The organism is Wenyingzhuangia fucanilytica, from assembly GCF_001697185.1.
GTDB lineage: Bacteria > Bacteroidota > Bacteroidia > Flavobacteriales > Flavobacteriaceae > Wenyingzhuangia > Wenyingzhuangia fucanilytica.
Genome location: NZ_CP014224.1, coordinates 1,923,074 through 1,942,227, shown reverse-complemented (window position 1 = coordinate 1,942,227; position 19,154 = coordinate 1,923,074). Strand labels below are relative to the sequence as shown.

Genomic DNA, 19,154 nt, shown 5'->3' with positions numbered 1-19,154 from the left:
ATATTACCCTTTATTTATTGATAATATCCTAACTAAAACTAACAAATAATGAAAAAACTACTTTTTAGGTGTGCATTAGTAACCATGTTACTATGCACACATCTTTTGTATGCTAGTATGGATGTTGATAATCTAGTACCAGACGACACAGCCACTCACACTGCCCTAAAATCTGGAAATTGGAATGATACTACTGTTTGGGGAGATAAGGGAGTACCAACTTCAGCAGCTATTGTAATAATTCCTTCTGGGCTTACAGTTACTTATGAAGAGAACTCAGACGAACACATTTTTGCTATTAGAGTAGATGGTGGATTTATCATTCAACAAACAAATCAAGCTAGTACTACAAAATTGGTTGTAGATACTTTTGTAGGACTTATGGGGTCTAACATTAAAATTATTGCTGATGATGTAACCGATGGTAATATTGAAGTGGTTTTTAAACCTTTTGATATTATGCAGCACAGGAGTAATCAGACTAGGATTTATCCTTTAAAATGGTCTACTACAGCAAAACAATTTTTTAAAGATGGAAAACCACATTATCTTAAAACTTATCAGATAACGACAACTGATGATAAAGATAGATTTGACAATGCAGCCGAAGGAAATTTAAATACTTCTATAAGTGAGTATTCATCAACATTAGTAGATGATGGTGCGGGGGTTTATGGAAGAAATACTTGGGATCCTAAAATGTTATCTCTTGGTTTAATTACCGCTGGTGAAATTGAAATTTTAGGTAAAGAAAAGACCAATATGGTGATGTTGAGTGGTGTTGCAGATTCTGGAAACAATAGTTTTTCATTAACAACTACTCCAATAGGGTGGAATGTAAATGATGAATTGGTAATTACTAGTAGTGGTAATCAGTCAGATATTTCTTCAACAGGAATAGATCAAGTTGCGATTACAAATATATCCGGAACTTCGGTTACTGTAGATCAAAATTTACAAAACAACCATAGGCCTAATGCCTCTCAGGGATTGAATAGTTATGTTGGTAACTTGTCTAGAAATATTACTTTTTCTTCTGCAGAAACAGAAATTTCTAAGCGTGGACATTTTATGGCAATGCACAATCCTGCTAACGTACAAGTAAAATATGCTTTGTTTAAGGATATGGGAAGAACAGATAAAAGTAGGTTGACCGATGATTTTATATATGATAAATGGTTAGACCCTGTAGTTCCTATCTCTAAATTATCATCATTAGGACAAGAGTGTATGCAATTAAAGCAGCCAGAACCAAATGCTGTTACCAATCCAAGAGGTAGATACTCTATCCACTTACATATGACTGGAGCAACAAACGGAACCAATGCAGCTGTTGTAGAAGGAAATGCTGTTTGGGGAAATCCTGGTTGGGCAATTACTCAACACGATTCTCATGCAAACGTATCTAAAAATGTAGTATATGATGTTAGTGGAGCAGGAATTGTTTCGGAGGCAGGAAATGAAACTGGTTTTTGGAATGATAATTTATTAGTGGATATTAGAAAAGCGAGAGATGGAAAAGGAACAGCTATGCATCCTACTTCAGGTGAAGTTACTTTTGATGCTGATTTTTACCATTCAGCTTTATTTTATGATGATTACCTTTTTAGAGGAGAAGGATTAGCAATGAAAGGAAGAGCTGTTGTTTGTAAGAATAACGTAATATCAAACGCTAATTTTGCTGTGGGGATTACTAACTTAAATCCGGTAGTTAACAATTTAAGAAGAGTAGATCCTGAAGCACTTGCAGCTGTAAGACCAGGTTTTCAAATAGATCAATTTCCTTTAGAAAAAAACGTTTATAGTGCAGCTGGTGATGGAGTAATGCCTGTTGAGGTTTCTTTAATTATTGAAAATACTACAGTTATAAACTCTTATACTGCAATGAATTCTATTGAGAGAGATATGGGAGTAAATCACGAATCTCGTTCTGTTTTTGATGGGTTTAAAGCATGGGGAGTAAATACAGGTTTTCAGTTAACATATCAAATGGATTATTCTTTTAAAGATGTTTATATATCAGGAAAGAATATGAATGCAAAAGGAATTGATATGTGGAAGCACTCTCAAAACCACACTTTTGAAAATATCAAATTAGAAGATTTAGGAACAGGAATAAGAGTGTCAAAAGTAGTAGGAACTAGTCCTGACTATGATAAGGTGAAGACTAGAAATAACGGATTTACCCCTTGGTTATTTGTGAATTTAACTGAAAATAATGTAACCAATCATTATGGTATTGAATTAGACTCTAATGGAGCAACTTATAATTATACTGAACACTGTGATAATATTGCGTATTTAACAAATACTGATATTCATAAAGAAAGAGAAATTGTTTTTACGCCATTTACAGATGCTTCTTTATTAAATAGTGCGTATTTAGCAGCTAATGCTGATGAAGCATTGTCATATCATGATGATTTAACGGTAGATTTAAAGGTAGATGTTACAAGTTCTGCAGATCATTCGTTAAGGTTTTCTGTAAACGGTTTGGTATCAGATTCTGGAGGAACATATAATTTTGGAACTAAACAAGCTTGGGCACAAGGAGATTTAAGATATTCATACCCTCAACGTATTTATGAATTTGCTTCTGTAGATAAATTAAAAGAATATTTAACCGTAAATGGTGTTTATAAAGATGCAGAGAGAGGAGATCAATTATATTTTATAATTAATGAATTGATTCCAGATAGATTTACATTTGAGTATAAGTCTTTCCAAATTAGAGTTGATATTGTAAACGCAAATTCAACAGAAGCTCCATATTCTAGTGCAGTTTATGAGTCTGAAGTTGCATTAGCACCACAATCAAAAGTATTGAGTATTTATGGTACAGCTACACAAAGTTCTACCTCTACAAACGAAAGTTTTGAAAGTGTAGCAATCGCTACTCCTGCTGATAGAGCTATTGATGGAAATACAAACGGTAAAATTCACACACAATTTTACCAAAAAGGAGAAGTGCCAATTGGTTCATCTGCTTATACACAACAAGAAAGTGAACCTTGGTGGGATTTAGATTTAGGACAAATTTCAACAGTAGAAAACATTGATGTTTGGGGAACTCAAGAATTAAATGGAGCGTCAATTAGTCAAGATGATCCAGATTTTGAAGATTTTTATGTGTTGATTAGTGATACACCTTTTACTTCAACAACAACTTTAGCAGAAGCAATTGCACATGCAGGTACTGGAAATTACTTTTACAGTAATTCTCCTTCATCAAGAGTATTTTCGCTAACCAATCTTAATAAGTCAGCAAGGTATGTTAGAGTGCAATCTGCAAAATCTAATACTCAATTAAAATTGGCAGAGGTTATTGTAATTGGTAAAGCTGTTCCTCCTGCAAGTACTTGTGGTGAAGTTGAAGATGGAGGGATTATTATTAACGGAGATTTTGAATGTGGATATACCGAAGATTGGACGCATAGTGTGTCTGGATCGGCAGCGGCTACTTTTGCTGATGGAACAACAAACTCAAACTCTGGTGACGTAAGTACTTTTATAGATGTAACTACAGCTGATGGATATAATAAAGTTCAATTATTGAATACTGAATATGTAGGCGATTTAAATGGAAAAACATTAACTGTTAAAGCTTGGGTAAAATCTCCAACTTCAGGAGCCAAGTTTAAATTCCAAATCGGAGTTAATACTACGGCAAGTGGAACCATTCAGAAAACATCTTCTCCATTTGATTTAACAAATACTTATCAAGAATTTACTTATACGGTTGATATTACTGAAGAAACCTCAAGTATCTTAGTCAAAATAAATACTGGTAATTTTGTAGGAGAATACTACTATGATGATATTTCTAGTACAGTAGAAGATACGGTATCTGGCAGTAAAAAATCTTTAAGTGTTGATATAACAGAAGGAGAAGTATTTAACATGTACCCAAATCCAGCAAAAGGATCTGTTTATGTACAAGGAAGTGATAAGGTTTCTAAAATTAGTATTTATAATGTTTCAGGAATATTGGTTAAACAAATAAACAAGGTTGGAAATGTAATAGACTTGTTTGATTTTAACAATGGAATATATATTGTCAATATAGAATTTAAAGACGGCACCAAAGAAATAAAAAGATTATTGGTGAATAATTAAATAAACTAGAACTAAAAAGCAAAAGACCATAAAGTAATATTTATGGTCTTTTGTTTTTTAATAGATGATAGTATAACATAAATTAATATGAATTTGTTTACTCACTAAAAAAACGATGCCTATTTTTACTTCTTTAAATAAATCAAAAATGAAGGTTTCTATAGAATTAACATTATTGCCTCTAAACAATAATTTTGAAGAACATATTATACATTTTATAAAAAGGTTACGAGCATCTGAATTTACAGTGTTAGAAAACCCAATGAGTACTCAGATTTATGGAGAGTACGATAAGCTGATGCCATTTTTAACAGAGGAGATTAAAAAATCTTTTGAAAGTCAAGAAAATGTTGTGGTAAACTTAAAAATGGTAAAATCTGATAGAAGTAATTATGAACCACATTTCTAATTTTTTTTTAAGTGCTTATGAGCATACTCCTGTAGGTGATATAGTTTTAGAAGCTATTGCTTTTGTTTTTGGAATTGCAAGTGTAATCTATTCTAAAAAAGAGAATATACTGGTTTATCCTGTTGGATTGATTGCTACAGTCATTACTGTTTATTTACTATACAAAGCTCAATATTTTGGAGATATGATGATGAATTTTTATTATTCAGTCATGAGTATTTACGGATGGTGGAACTGGTCTAGAAAGAAAAATAATAAAACTACAATACCCGTTTCTAGAACAAGCCTTAAAGAGAAAATTATTGGAGTTTTATTGGTGGTTGTTACAATGGTGGTAACTTATTTGGTATATAAGTCTTTTGGATATGATATAAAACCAGAAAATTATATTGATATTTTTACATCGGGTATTTTCTTTACAGCAATGTGGTATATGGCCAATAAAAAAATAGAAAATTGGGTGTTATGGATTTTTGCCGATTTAATTACAGTTCCTCTATATGCTTATAGAGGTTTAGGAATGTTATCGTTACAATATTTTATTTTTACAATTCTTGCCATTCAAGGGTATTTAGCATGGAAAAAAAGCTTAGACAACAAACAAATAATATCATAAAAGTAGTATTGTTTGGTCCTGAATCTACAGGTAAAACAACACTTTCTCGTCAATTAGCAGAGCATTATAAAACTGTTTGGGTTCCAGAATTTTCTAGAGATTATTTACAAGAAAAATGGGAGAACGAACAACAAGTTTGTCAAAAAGAAGATATCATACCAATAGCCAAGGGGCAAATGTGTTTAGAAAATACTTTGGCAAATAAAGCGAATAAACTGTTGATTTGCGATACAGACCTACTTGAAACCAAAGTGTATTCAGAAGAGTATTACAATGGTTTTGTTGATGAAAAATTGAATAAAGCAGCCATAGAAAATAAATATGATTTGTATTTATTAACTTATATTGATATTCCCTGGGAAGCAGATGATTTAAGAGATAGACCAGAGCAAAGAGAAGAAATGTTTATGGCTTTTGAAAATGCTTTAAAAAAATATAACAAACCTTATGTGCTGATAAAAGGAGATAAACAAACTCGTTTTAATTTGGCAACTACAGCTATAGATAAATTGTTAATAAAGTAAAGAAATGAATAAAGAAGAAATTATAAAAGAGCTTAATTTTAAGGCTATCAGAAGTTCTGGAGCTGGAGGACAGCACGTAAATAAAGTTTCTTCTAAAATTGAATTAACTTTTAATTTAGAACAATCTAATGCTTTGTCAGATAGGGAAAAAGCTTTGTTGATAGATAAGTTATCATCAAAACTATCGAAAGAGCATCAGTTAATTTTGTTTTGTGATGAAAGTAGATCACAACATAAAAACAAAGAACTCATCATTAAGAAGTTTTTAGATTTAATCACTCAAAATTTGATTAGACCTAAAATGAGAAAAGCAACTAAGCCTACAAAATCTTCTGTTCAGAAGAGAATTGATGGAAAGCAACGAAATTCTGAAAAGAAAAATTTAAGAAGAAAACCAAATCAAGAATAAAATAATAAATCATTTTAAGGTTTTTAGTTCACAAAATAGAGCGTATTTTTGCAGCGTTCTCATAAAGGGGTGCTTTTAGTTGATCGTTTTTACTTTTATACTTTCAACATACAACGGCTGAGATCATACCCAAAGAACCTAGAACAGGCAATGCTGTTTAGGGAAAATAGAATGTTATTTTTAATAATGTTCACCATATATTATTCAATTTCAACACCGGAATAATAACCTCTTTTTATTCGTTTTAAAATTTTAAAATGAAAAAAATATTTATTTTTTTGTTCATGTTTGTAAGTGTACTTGCAAGCTCCCAAACCTATACACTTTCCGGAAGTGTGGTTAATCAATCCAAAGAAAATTTGTTTGGAGCTACTGTTTTTGTGGTGGAAAATAAGAACGGAACTTTAACAGATGATGATGGAGAGTTTAGTATTAACTTAAACCAAGGAACTTATACTGTTCAAGTATCTTATTTAGGATATAAAACGGTTTTTAAGCAAGTTGATTTAAACAAAAACACCCAAATTCAGTTTAGTTTAGAACAAAACTCAACTGTTCTAGAAGAAGTTTTAGTATCAGCCGTTCGTGTGAATAATGATATTCCTGTAACGTTTTCTAACATTTCTAAAGAGGAATTAGCAAAGCGTAATTTGGGGCAAGATATTCCTGTACTATTAAACTATATGCCATCGGTGGTTTCTTCATCCGATGCCGGAGCAGGAGTAGGATATACTTATATGAGTGTCCGTGGTTCTAATGGAGAGCGTATCAATGTTACTGTGAATGGAATTCCATATAATGATGCAGAAAGTCATGGAACTTTTTGGGTGAATTTAGGAGATTTTGCTTCTTCTACTCAAAATTTACAATTGCAACGTGGAGTAGGTACATCAACTAATGGTTCTGGTGCTTTTGGAGCTAGTATTAATATTTTAACCGATGCGGTTTCTGAAGAAGCTTATGGAGAAATTTCAAATTCTTTTGGGTCTTATGCTACTAGAAAACATACTGTAAAATTTAGTACAGGAAAACTAAATGATCATATAGAAATTGCGGGACGTTTGTCTAATATTTATTCTGATGGATATGTTGATAGAGCTTTTTCTGATATAAAATCTTTTTATTTACAGGCCAGTTATACGGATGAAAATACTTTGATTAAAGCCATTACTTTTGGTGGAAAAGAAAAAACATATCAGGCTTGGTATGGTTTAACAGCAGATGAGTTGGAAGATGATAGAAGACAAAATCCTTATACTTATGACAATGAAGTTGATGATTACGGCCAAAATCATTATCAATTACACTGGAGTGAAAAATTAAATAAATATTGGTCAACTAATTTAGGATTGAACTATACCAAAGGTTCTGGTTTTTTTGAGCAATACAAAGCAGGAGAAGATGCTGCGGATTTTAATAATTTAATTATTGATGGAAGTGATGTAATTGTAAGACGTTGGTTAGATAATGATTTTTATGTGGCTAATTTTAATACCAATTATAAAACAAAAGGCTTAAATTTTATCACAGGAATTTCATATTCTAATTATACAGGAGAACATTTTGGAGAAGTTATTTGGGGAAATAATTTAGCAGCAAACACCAATATTAGAGATAGATACTATTTTTCAGATGCTAAAAAATCAGACTTTTCTGTTTTTGCTAAAGCAACATTTAATATTGTTGAAAAACTATCTGCTTATATAGATTTACAAGGAAGGTTTGTAAATTATAAAACCAAAGGAATTACTTCTGATATAGTTCCAATTGATGTAAACGCTAATTTTAACTTCTTTAATCCAAAATTTGGTTTTACTTATAAAGCCAACAAAAATAACAGTTTGTATGCTTCTCTTGCAGTAGCCAATAGGGAGCCAAATAGAAACGATTTTGAAGGCGGAGTAAATACTCATGAAACTTTATATGATTATGAATTTGGATGGCGTGCTAATGGAAAAGTTATCAGTGTAAATTCTAATATTTTCTATATGGATTATAAAAACCAATTGGTTTTAACTGGTGCTTTAGATGGAGTAGGTGCCCCTATTAGAGCAACATCAGGAAGTAGTTATAGATTAGGTTTAGAAATTGATGCAGATTTAAAAATAAGTAATCAATTTTCTATAAAAGCCAATACCTCTGTTAGTTCTAATAAAAACAGAGATTTTGTTGCAAAAATTGATGATAATTATAGAAACTTGGGAGATACTAATATTTCTTTTTCTCCAGATGTTATCGTAGGAACTGTATGTACTTATCAACCTATAGAAAACTTTCAAGTATCGTTGTTATCAAAATATGTAGGAAAACAATACATGAGTAATTTAAACAGCGTAGTAAGTAGTAACGATGTTCTAAATAGTTACTATACTAGTGATATTAACGCTACTTATGTATTAGAAACTTCAAAGATTTTTAAGTCGATTGTTTTTTCTGCTTTAATCAATAATATTTTTAATAAGGAGTATGTAGATAGAGGGTATTATTATACTTATGATGATGATTGGTCTAATCCAAATACCATAACAACATTAGATGGTGCTGGGTACTATCCACAAGCCACTAGAAACTTTTTAGTGGGTGTTACTTTAAAGTTTTAATAATTGAGATTGTTTCATAAAAAAAGTCCCATTTGAATTTTCAAATGGGACTTTTTTTATTCTTTATACTAAGTATTTATTTTACCTGTAAATATTTTTTATCAGCATAAAAAGTTCCAAAAGGAAGTATAGAACAAACTAAAATAATAGCAAATTCTTTGTTAGTCCATTTTTGTTCACTTTTTAGTAAAAATGCCATAATTACATAGGTTACAAATAATAAACCATGTGGCATTCCTAAAGTTCTAACCAATATATCGTTTCCTGTAAAGTGTTTTAAAGGAGAACCAATACCTAAAAGTAATAAATATGAAATTCCTTCTAATAAGGCAATAATCTTAAAGTTTTTTAATGTAATCATCTGTGTAAAAATTGAGTAGCTCAAAAATACTAAAACAAAAAATCCCAACTGTTATAGTTGGGATTTTTTTATGAATGTTTTATCAAAGATTCAATTTTATGTTTTTTCCAATACTGCATTAAAATAAAAGTACTAATTACACAGGATGCCATGGCTTCTATAGTCATAGAAAATACAACTTTGGGTAATGTTAAGTTGTTTCCCCAAAAAGAAGTGGTTTGTAAAGTCATCATTAAAGAATCATCAATTAAGGTAATGTATATTACCATAGAGGTGATTACTCCTAAAATTCCTAATAAACCAGTAGAAAAACCTATGGATAAATTGGTTAAATAATTATTATCCATATTTTGAAAAATATTGTTTTTTATGGAACTGTTTATTCCCCAAATCACAAACAGAATGTTTAATATTCTAAACTCAATAATATCAGACATTCCAATAAGTTTCATAAAAAAGTAAAAACCAACAATAGCTACATATATTTTAGCTGCATTTTTAAATACTATTTTTTGATTTGTCATAATGATAATCTTAAAGTTACTCTACCTAATTTACTTAAAATTAACGAGATAGCAAAATAGATTATTAATGCTTTAGTTTGTTGTTAGGTTTGCCTTTAAAGTTAGAAGGCATTAGGTCTATGTTTCTTTTTTCGGCAGCTTTAAGAAGAAAAGGGATAATGATACTTGCTCCAGGCAGCAAAATAAAAGGAATACCAATTCCTGCTATTTTAAGCATATCATACACATATAATTTTAAAAACTTTTCTTCTTCTGGAGTAATTTCTCCGCTGTGAAGAATGTATTTCTGAATGATATGAGTAGTGTTTACCGTGTCTTTGGCTTCACTTTTTAAACCATAAAAAAAAGTGTCTAAAGCATGTGATACTTTAGTTCTATTTTTAGAAATAAATATCCTAAAAAGTCTGTAGGACCTACTGTGTTTTTTGGTAGACATCTTTTTTGTAAATGATGTCGTAAAAATACTACTTATCTTTATTCTAAAGCATAAATTAATGATGTAATTGCATTATGCTTTTGTAAATATTAAAGAGTATATTGTTTTTTAAGTATCAGCGATGTCTAACTATGGCATAGTATATGTTGTTTTTTAAGGGAATTAATTTTAAAAGGATATATTATGAAAATGCAAACTATTAAATTAAGTTTTAGAAAAATGTTTTTTTCAGTTTTGTCATTAACTATATTAGGTTTAATGCAAAGCTGTAGCAATAGTGATGGAGCAGGAACAGCTCAAGTTAAATTTAAACTAGTTGATGCTCCTGGAAATTACGAGCAGGTAAATGTTGAGATTGTAGATATTCAATACAATGCAGGTAATGATGAAGGTTGGAAAAGTTTAGAAAGTTTTGAAGGACCTTTAAGTGTTGATTTAACAACATTAGTAGGTGGAGAAAATAAAATTTTAGCTGATGAAACTGTAGAGGCTAATACCATGCATCAAATTAGATTGGTTTTAGGAGATAACAATACCGTTGTGTTAAAAGGAGAAACAGAAGCAAAGCCGTTAAGTACTCCTAGTGCTCAACAATCTGGTTTAAAGATTAATTTAGATGAAGCACTTGAAGCAGGTTTCTTTTATACTTTTGTTTTGGATTGGGATGCCCAAGAGTCAATTGTAGCACAAGGTAATGGGAGTTATAGTTTAAAGCCAGTAATTAGAGTAAATGCTGAAAAGAACTCAGGGATTATTCAAGGAAAAGTTTTGGAAGATGTAGATGGACAAGTAGAAGGAGATTTATCAGCAATTGAAGGAGCAACAGTTTCGTTATATGATACTATGACACAGGAATTAGTAACAAAAACAGAAACAAATGCTTTTGGAGTGTTTATCTTGCAGGGAATTTCAAACGGATCTTATAGTTTGGTTATTTCTAAAGAAGGTTTTATAGAATATACTTTGGAAACGGATATCGAAGTAACTGTGGGTGAAACAGAAGAGTTAGAAGCAATTAAATTACAAACAGCAGTGGAGCAACAATAGATAACATAATTTTGAAATCATATTAAACCAAAAGCCTTTCAGTTGTACTGAAAGGCTTTTGGTTTTTTATATTAAAGATAATAAAAAGAATGCCCAAGAGAGTAATAAACATAATCCTCCTAATGGCGTGATAGGACCTAAAAATTTAACAGGAATTTCACGACTTTTTAAAATACAAATTCCGTAAATACTTCCTGAAAACATAATTACGCCAACAATAGCAAGTATTATTGCTAATGTAGCTATGGTTGATGGTAAAGGCAATACCAATCCCAATAAAATTAAAAATAGGGCATGATACATTTGATATTTTACCCCAATTTCAAAACTATCTAGAATTTCTTTAGACCATTTTTTCTTTAGTAAGTGGCTACCAAAAGCTCCTAAAACAATAGAAATAAATCCAAAAAGACCTCCGAATATATAGGCGATGTTTTGCATTAGTCTTCTAAAACATCTTCTGTTTCATCCACCATTTCATCTTCTAAAACATCATCATCAATGTTGTTGTCTTCATCAAAAGAATCCTCAGTATAAGTTTGTGGTGCAGCAGCTACAGCAACTGGTTCTTCTTCACCATCAAAGAAAGGGAAAATATCAATAATAGGAGATTCTGTAATACTTGGTATAGAGTAATCAGAAACAGTATCTGCAAATTGCTCTGTTAAGTATTCATAAGCATCTTTAACATCTAAAGCTTGTACCAAAACATAAGTATTGGTTCTACGCTCTAAACCTTTGTCCTCATCTAAAGTAACTAAAGAAACTTTACACTTAAACCAACGATCTCCATGTTCACTTGGGAAAATTTCAGAAAAGTTAGCAACTTTAATATTTGTGATTTTAAATCCTTCAGACAAATATTTACCCATCTCATCTGTAGCACGAGCTTCTGCTTCTGTAAAAGTTAACGCATCAAATAAATAAGGTTGATTAAAGGTTTTAATCTTTTCGTTATCGTCTATTTTACTGTATTTAACTTTTACTTCGTACCACATAATTATAAAAATTTTAGAGAGCCAAAAATAAACAAATCATTAGAATATAGCTTATAAATATTCAGAATCTATTGTGTGATTTGCTATTTTGTTTTTAAAAGGTTTACTGCTGTTGCTGTTGTTGTGATTGCTTCATTAAATTGTCTTCTACATAGGGTCTAATATCTACAGAAACAGATAATGTGCTTAGTCCACTACTATACAAAACACCTTTTAAAGGGGCTACATCGTAGTAGTCTCTACCCCAAGCAACAATGATGTGTTGGTCTTTAGGGATTTGATTGTTAGTTGGGTCAAAATCTACCCAGCCAAAAGTAGGAATGTATACAGAAAACCAAGCATGTGAAGCATCGGTTCCTACTAGTTTTTCTTTTCCTGGAGGGGGTAATGTTTCTATATATCCGCTAACATATCTTGCTGGTAAATTAACAGATCTTAAACAAGCAATGGCTATTTGAGCAAAATCTTGACAGACCCCTTTTTTTTCTTTCATTACCTCACTAATAGGAGTAGCTACGTTAGAAAAAGTTGTATTGAATTCAAAATCTTTAAATATTCTTTGCATAAGTTCATTGCTCGCTTCAAACACAGATCTATTAGGTAAAAAAGATTGTTTAGCATAGGCTTGAATATCTTCATTAATAGTGTTAATCAATACAGATTCTAATTGATATTGTCTAGCATCTAAAATTGCGGGTTCAACACTTTTTAAAAGTTCTAAAGTTTCTGACAATGTTATTTTTTTAGCAGCTTCAGAATCATGTATGTTTTTGCACTTAAGAATGTTTTTGTTGACAAGGCTTGTTGCGGTAACTTTTAATTTTTTATGATATTCTTGAATTGAAAAACGAGTGACTGTGTTTCCGAAAAAGTCTAACTTTTCAGAAAAATCTGCAGGAGTGGGGCTAATATTTAAATCATAAGACACCAGTTCTTGACCAATGATGTTTTTAGGTTTTAAAATAGCCATGTTATGGCAAAAGGTAACTCCTTCATCATATTTATATTCGGTAGTATGTATGACTTTATATAACATTATAGATCAATTTTTTGAGGTACCATTTGGGTTTGTTGATAGGTGTGATCAAAATAAGTTGTAGATATTGCCAAAGAAGTTTCATGCAACAAATCACTAAGCATAGAAAGTGTTTTTTCCATGTTTTCTCTTTGAGAATTTTCTTTGTTGATGTTTAACAGTACAGTTGGATCAATATGCTCCATGATAAAACAAGCTTTTTGTATTTTATCTTGACATTCTTTAAACCCTACAGTGTTTTGAGGGATTGGTAACCTAGCAATGTCTTTTTGAATTCTACGTAGTTGATAATGTAGAGATTTAGCATATTCTTTGTCTAAAATAATTAGGCTAATTACATTTTCAATACTCAAATAAGATTGATAACTATATCTGTAAATATTTAAACTTTCATGACTGTTTAATAGGGCTTCTAAAATATCGTAATTCAAATAATTATCGTGATCAAAAACAATAAGAGAGCGACATTTGGCAATATTCATAGTTGCCTGTTCCATTTGTAAACCTATAAAATATAAGAGCAAGCCTTGTTTTACCATAATACTCTCTTCAATTAGCGCCATAAAGGCCACCAATCTTGTAATGGTTCTATCAAGGAGTTTTATCAAGCTGTTTAAAGAGTACGTTTTGGTACTATCATATTGTTTCCAAAGCTTTTTGATACTATCAAAAACTCTCCACATATCTTTAGACCATAAGTTTCTTAAAGTGTAGTATGAGTTGTTAAAGCTGTTTAGGGTTTGTGCCAAACTACCAATTCTTGTAGGATCTAAAATTAATGATTGTAATTCTTTTAAAGGATCTTTTAATAATTCTTCACTTCCTTTTCCTACAAAACCAGGAAATGTAGAGGTAATATTGGTGATGGCTTTGTATAGGTGAGTTAGAATTTCAGAATCGGGAATATGAGTGTTATATTGCTCATTATTCATATTGTTTAATACAGTTCTTATAAATCTAGATGTAATTAAAGCCCTTCCTAAATATCTTCCAGACCAAAATAAATTATTTGCAGTATCACTAGGTAAATCATTGATGTCTGAGGTTTCAGTTTTTTGTGATTTATTCCAAGTGTATTGTTGAATATTTTCTTGATTATGGTCACTAACAATCCAAAAGTCTTTGCTAATTCCCCCTCGTTGATTAGAAACTCTTAATTCTTTATTGTCTGGAGCAACACGAACCAATCCTCCAGGCATTACACTATAACTATTTTCTTTGGCAATGCTAAAAGTTCTGCAAACCACTTTTCTAGGTTCTAGCGTTCCATTACTGTAATTTGGAGCTGATGAAAAAGAAATGTATTCTTGAGCCACAAATCTATGTGGATTTTTAAGGATTTCTTTTTTAAGATTTTCTATTTCTGCTTCTGTTAATGATTTACAAAAAAACAGACTTTCTCTATTGGATTTGTCAATACGTTTTACCACAAATTTTTTGATGTTTTTTAAGACAAGAGCTCTTTCTTTTTCTTGTCCGCACCACCAAGAAGCAATTTGGGGTAAAATTAAATCTTCTTTAAAAAAATAATTACAAATGGCGTTCATAAATGGAATCAATCCAAAGTTTTCAATCACGCCACTTCCAACAGGATTTATTACAGAAATGTTCTTGTTTCTTACCACTTCTAACAATCCGGCAACGCCTAGGTAAGAATCTTCTTTAAGTTCTAAAGGATCCACAAAAACATCATCTACACGTCTTAAAATAACATCTACTTTTTTTAAACCTTTTAAGGATTTCATCCACACAAAACCATTTCTTACTACCAAGTCATTTCCTTTAACCAAAGGATGTCCTAGTAAAGAAGATAAGTAAGTGTGCTCAAAATAGGTTTCGTTATGGGGACCTGGAGTTAAAATAACAATATTAGGGTTGTCAATACCTTGAGGAGCGGCATCAATCAGCATTTGATTAAAATCATTAAAAAACTCGGAGGGTTGTTTAACGTTTAAATCATTAAATAATTTAGATGCAGTTCTACTAGTTGTAAACCTGTTTTCTAATGCGTATCCCATTCCAGAAGGAGCTTGAGTTCTATCATTTACGACCCACATTCTACCATCGGGTCCTCTTGATAGTTCAGCTGAGTACACCATTAAATTTTTAGTGGTGTTGTATTCTATTTGATCACATTGTCTTAAAAAACCTCTATGCTCATAAAATACTTCAGGCGGAATAATATTGTCTTTTATTAGTTTTCGTTCTCCATAAATATCTTTTAGAATCAAGTTTAATAACTCAGCTCTTTGTTTGATTCCTTTTTCAATTTTAGACCATTCATTTTCGTGAATAATAAATGGAATTGCATTTAATTGCCAAGGTCTATTTAAACCATTTGGAGCATTATAAACATTATAAGTTACTCCATTTTCTGCCATCAACCAGTTGATTTCACTTTGTATTTCGTGAAGTTCTTCCGTGTCTATTTCTTTCAGATTATCAAATAATTGACTCCAATTCTGATTGATTTCTTTACTTGGTTTAATGACTTCATCATAGTCTTTTAACCCAGCTATATAATCTTTAAAAATGTTGTTTCCCTCAATGGCCATCTACCTTGTACTATTTTTTACGCAAATCTAAGGTATTTGGAAATTCTTTGTCTACTGGAATGGTTTTATATCTGAATTTTTTTAAGCTACCAATTTCTTCTACAGACCTTTGTGGTGCTTCAATTTCACTTTGCGTAATTTCTTCAATAGTGTCTACATCCGTTTGTGTTTCACCAATATCCCAAAAACGATTGATTCTTCTAGATTCTGCTTCAAAACTATTTACAGGGAACGTTTCATATGATCTTCCTCCTGGATGTGCTACAAAATATTTACATCCTCCAATAGATTTTCTATTCCACGTGTCTACAATATCAAATGCTAGGGGAGTATCTACTCCAATGGTTGGGTGTAGTGCAGAATATGGATCCCATGCTTTGTATCTTATTCCAGCAACATATTCTCCTTTAGTGGTAGTGGGTTGTAATTGAACTTTTACACCATTACAAGTCAATACATATCTTTCATTCACAAAATTAGAAACTTTAACCTGTAAACGCTCCAAAGAAGAATCTACGTAACGAGCCGTTCCACCACCGGTCATCTCTTCTCCTAATACATTCCAAGGTTCTATACCTGCTCTTAATTCTAAATGAATATTATTGATGTCTACCATTCCGTGTAATGGGAATCTAAATTCAAAGAAAGGATCAAACCAGTCTAGTTGAAATTTATAACCAGCTTTGTTTAATTGATTAACAATATCTTTAATGTCTTCACGCACATAATGTTCAATTAAGAATTTATCGTGCAGTTCTGTTCCCCATCTAACTAAATCATGTTCGTATGGTTTTTTCCAAAACCAAGCAACTAAGGTTCTTACCAAAAGCATTTGCATCAAACTCATTTGTGGATGAGGAGGCATGTCAAAACCTCTTAATTCTAAAATTCCTAATCTACCAGATGATGAATCAGGAGAATATAGTTTATCAATACAAAATTCTGCTCTGTGGGTGTTTCCTGTCAAATCTGTTAATAAGTGTCTAAACAGTCTGTCGGTTAACCAAAAAGGAACTTCACCATCTTTAGGTATTTGACTAAAAGCAATTTCTAATTCATATAGGTTTTCCATTCTAGCTTCATCTATTCTAGGAGCTTGACTTGTAGCTCCAACAAATGCCCCAGAAAACAAATAGGACAATCCAGGATGATGTTGCCAAAAAGTAAGTAAACTTCTTAACAAACTAGGCTTTCTTAACAACGGGCTATCGGCAGGTGTTGTTCCACCAAGTGTTACATGGTTTCCACCTCCAGTTCCTGTGTGTTTCCCATCTAACATGAATTTTTCGGTTCCTAAACGAGACTTTTTTGCTTCGTTATATAACGTCATTGTGTTTTCTACCAGTTCACTCCAATTTTTCATGGGGTGTACATTTACCTCTATTACTCCAGGGTCTGGCGTAATTTTCATAGATTCAATTCTATTGTCATGAGGAGGGTTATATCCTTCTAGAATAACAGGAATTTTTAATTCTTTAGCAGTTGCTTCAATTGAGGCAATTAAATCTAAAAAGGCATCTGCAGATTCTAATGGAGGTAAGAACAAATACAATTTACCATTTCTAACTTCTGAACAGATTGCTGTTCTAACAAAGTATTTGGGTTTATTAGTATCTAGTCCATTGGTACAAAACTCTTTATACCTAATATTTACCAATCTTTTAAAACTAGGTAAGTTTTTTCTTTCTTTGAATAAGTCTGGTTCGTAAACAGGGAAGACCTCATATTCTGGTTTAGACATTAATGAGCTTAAAGGGAGTCTTAATCCAATTGGCGAGGTTCCTGGGGTTAAGAATAATTGATTTCTCCTAAACACCCATTCGCTAGTAAACCATTTGTCTTGATATTTATTTAAAGGCAGTACATACCCCACAGCTTTATGAGTACCTTGGGCTAGTATTTCGGCTAATTTTTTTCTGATTAAATCCTCACTATCATCTTTACTAATATCAATATCTATAGGTAAATTTCCTTCTTCCCAAAGCATATAAAAGGCATCTTCATAGGTAGGAATGATGTGTTTGTACGAAACATTAAGGTATTTACTTAGGGTTTCTAAAAACCTAAGATCGCTCCCTTCTGGTACAATTGGGTTAGGGGCAAAGCAAGAAAGTAACTCTTCATTATGCCAAATATTTTTTCCATCTTTTCTCCAATACAATTGTATTTCCCATCTAGGTAGGGGTTCTCCAGGATACCATTTTCCTTGGGCATGGTGTAGCATTCCACCTTTAGCAACTTTATCAAGTAATCTTTTGGTAAGATCATTGGCAAGTTTTTGTTTGTGTGGGCCATCAGCATCAGTATTCCATTCAGGAGATTCCATATCATCTATAGAAACAAAAGTGGGCTCTCCACCCATTGTTAAGCGTACATCTCCTTTTTGTAAATCTCTTTCTACTTTATGTCCTAATTTTTCAATGGCTTTCCATTGTTCTTCAGTATATGGTTTGGTTACTCTAGGAGATTCTAAAATTCGAGTTACAGAGTTTTCAAACTCAAATTCAGTCTCACATTTGTCAGACATTCCAGTCACAGGAGCAGCACTTTCATAATGAGGTGTACAAGAAAGAGGAATATGTCCTTCTCCTGCCAAAAGTCCAGAGGTAGCATCAAAACCAATCCAACCTGCTCCCGGAATATAGATTTCTGCCCATGCATGTAAATCGGTAAAATCTTCTACAGGTCCCGAAGGTCCGTCAAGCGATTCCTCATCTGCTTTTAATTGCACAATATAACCAGAAACAAATCTTGCTCCAAAACCTAAATGACGTGCTACTTGTACTAATAACCATGCGTAATCTCTACAAGATCCCGTTTTGCAACTCAACGTTTTTTCAGAAGTTTGAACACCAGGCTCTAATCGGATATTATAGTTTAAGTAATGATATATTTTTTGATTTAAGTCTATTAAAAAATAGATAGTTTTTCTAGGGGTAAAATCTATGGTTTTAATAAAAGCATCAATAAGTTCTCCTTTATCGTTAATCTCTAAATAAGGATGTAACTCTTTTTTAAGAGCTTCTGAATATTTAAAAGGATATTCTTCAGCGCTATCTTCAACAAAAAAATCAAAAGGGTTGATGGTTTTTAAATCAGCAACAATTTCAACTTGAATAGATAATTCTTTTGTTTTATCAGGAAAAACAACTCTTGCTTGGTAGTTTCCAAAAGGGTCTTGTTGCCAGTTAAAAAAGTGGTTTTCGGGTTCTATTTTTAAGGAATAAGATTCTATAGGCGTCCTACTGTGTGGAGCCGGTCTTAGTCTAAAAATATGAGGAGATAAATTTACAGATCGATCGTATTTATATTTTGTTTTGTGTGAGATAACTACTTTTAGAGCCATAGGTTTTATGATGATTAAAAAGCTTTAAATAATTTTTTAAAAAGCCAAATTTGGTATGTGTAATGAGCTATATAGTATTCAATAATTAATGAAAAGTAAATCAAGTAAATTTAAATTTTATTCAATTTAGACCCCCTTTTTAGGTTGTGTTTTCTATGTTATCCTTTCATTAAATTA

Annotated in this window: 15 protein-coding genes; 7 read left to right on the top strand and 8 right to left on the bottom strand. The window is 31.6% G+C overall.

Annotated features, from left to right (window positions below; genetic code table 11):
• Positions 1-48: 48 nt before the first annotated feature.
• The 6 genes from AXE80_RS07860 (at position 49) to AXE80_RS07835 (ending at position 8,674) form a co-directional block, all read left to right on the top strand.
• On the top strand, positions 49-4,116 hold the full coding sequence (locus tag AXE80_RS07860) for a T9SS type A sorting domain-containing protein (RefSeq protein WP_083194620.1): 4,068 nt from the start codon (positions 49-51) through the stop codon (positions 4,114-4,116).
• 148 nt (positions 4,117-4,264) lie between these two features.
• Complete coding sequence (locus tag AXE80_RS07855) at positions 4,265-4,525, top strand: thiamine-binding protein (RefSeq protein ID WP_068828776.1); 261 nt, start codon at positions 4,265-4,267, stop codon at positions 4,523-4,525.
• Positions 4,509-5,141: a nicotinamide riboside transporter PnuC gene (pnuC, locus tag AXE80_RS07850; RefSeq protein WP_068826061.1), complete on the top strand. Its 633-nt coding sequence runs from the start codon at positions 4,509-4,511 to the stop codon at positions 5,139-5,141. Before AXE80_RS07855 ends, pnuC begins: the two co-directional genes overlap by 17 nt.
• Entirely contained in the window at positions 5,102-5,665 is a 564-nt protein-coding gene (locus AXE80_RS07845) for an AAA family ATPase (protein ID WP_068826059.1), read from the top strand. Before pnuC ends, AXE80_RS07845 begins: the two co-directional genes overlap by 40 nt.
• A gap of 4 nt (positions 5,666-5,669) precedes the next feature.
• A complete protein-coding gene (arfB, locus tag AXE80_RS07840) occupies positions 5,670-6,074 on the top strand; it encodes an alternative ribosome rescue aminoacyl-tRNA hydrolase ArfB (protein ID WP_068826056.1) in 405 nt (134 codons plus the stop codon).
• Between the two features lie 257 nt (positions 6,075-6,331).
• Positions 6,332-8,674: a TonB-dependent receptor gene (locus tag AXE80_RS07835; RefSeq protein WP_068826055.1), complete on the top strand. Its 2,343-nt coding sequence runs from the start codon at positions 6,332-6,334 to the stop codon at positions 8,672-8,674.
• 76 nt (positions 8,675-8,750) lie between these two features.
• Here the strand turns inward: AXE80_RS07835 and AXE80_RS07830 are convergent, their stop codons facing one another.
• From AXE80_RS07830 to AXE80_RS07820, 3 genes are all read right to left on the bottom strand, one after another.
• Positions 8,751-9,035, bottom strand: a complete 285-nt coding sequence (locus tag AXE80_RS07830) for a DUF3817 domain-containing protein (RefSeq protein ID WP_068826053.1) — start codon at positions 9,033-9,035, stop codon at positions 8,751-8,753.
• Between the two features lie 68 nt (positions 9,036-9,103).
• Positions 9,104-9,559: a hypothetical protein gene (locus tag AXE80_RS07825; RefSeq protein ID WP_068826050.1), complete on the bottom strand. Its 456-nt coding sequence runs from the start codon at positions 9,557-9,559 to the stop codon at positions 9,104-9,106.
• A gap of 64 nt (positions 9,560-9,623) precedes the next feature.
• Positions 9,624-9,995: a hypothetical protein gene (locus tag AXE80_RS07820; RefSeq protein ID WP_068826048.1), complete on the bottom strand. Its 372-nt coding sequence runs from the start codon at positions 9,993-9,995 to the stop codon at positions 9,624-9,626.
• 183 nt (positions 9,996-10,178) lie between these two features.
• Between AXE80_RS07820 and AXE80_RS07815 the strand changes: the two genes are divergently transcribed.
• Positions 10,179-11,042 carry a DUF4382 domain-containing protein gene (locus tag AXE80_RS07815; RefSeq protein WP_083194619.1) on the top strand — a complete coding sequence of 288 codons (864 nt, stop codon included), beginning with the start codon at positions 10,179-10,181 and terminating at the stop codon, positions 11,040-11,042.
• A gap of 66 nt (positions 11,043-11,108) precedes the next feature.
• On the opposite strand, the gene AXE80_RS07810 is transcribed toward AXE80_RS07815, so the two are convergent.
• From AXE80_RS07810 to AXE80_RS07790, 5 genes are all read right to left on the bottom strand, one after another.
• Positions 11,109-11,483 (bottom strand): DUF423 domain-containing protein, encoded by a 375-nt coding sequence (locus tag AXE80_RS07810; protein WP_068826047.1) that lies wholly within the window; start codon positions 11,481-11,483, stop codon positions 11,109-11,111.
• A complete protein-coding gene (locus AXE80_RS07805; protein ID WP_068826046.1) occupies positions 11,483-12,040 on the bottom strand; it encodes a DUF4494 domain-containing protein in 558 nt (185 codons plus the stop codon). The genes AXE80_RS07810 and AXE80_RS07805 overlap by 1 nt, the downstream gene beginning before the upstream one ends.
• Positions 12,041-12,143: 103 nt before the next feature.
• The gene (locus AXE80_RS07800) at positions 12,144-13,076 is read right to left on the bottom strand and encodes a transglutaminase family protein (protein ID WP_068826045.1); all 933 of its coding nucleotides are present in this window, start codon (positions 13,074-13,076) and stop codon (positions 12,144-12,146) included.
• A complete protein-coding gene (locus tag AXE80_RS07795) occupies positions 13,076-15,631 on the bottom strand; it encodes a circularly permuted type 2 ATP-grasp protein (protein ID WP_068826044.1) in 2,556 nt (851 codons plus the stop codon). The genes AXE80_RS07800 and AXE80_RS07795 overlap by 1 nt, the downstream gene beginning before the upstream one ends.
• A gap of 10 nt (positions 15,632-15,641) precedes the next feature.
• Positions 15,642-18,977 (bottom strand): transglutaminase family protein, encoded by a 3,336-nt coding sequence (locus AXE80_RS07790; RefSeq protein ID WP_068826042.1) that lies wholly within the window; start codon positions 18,975-18,977, stop codon positions 15,642-15,644.
• Positions 18,978-19,154 lie beyond the last annotated feature (177 nt).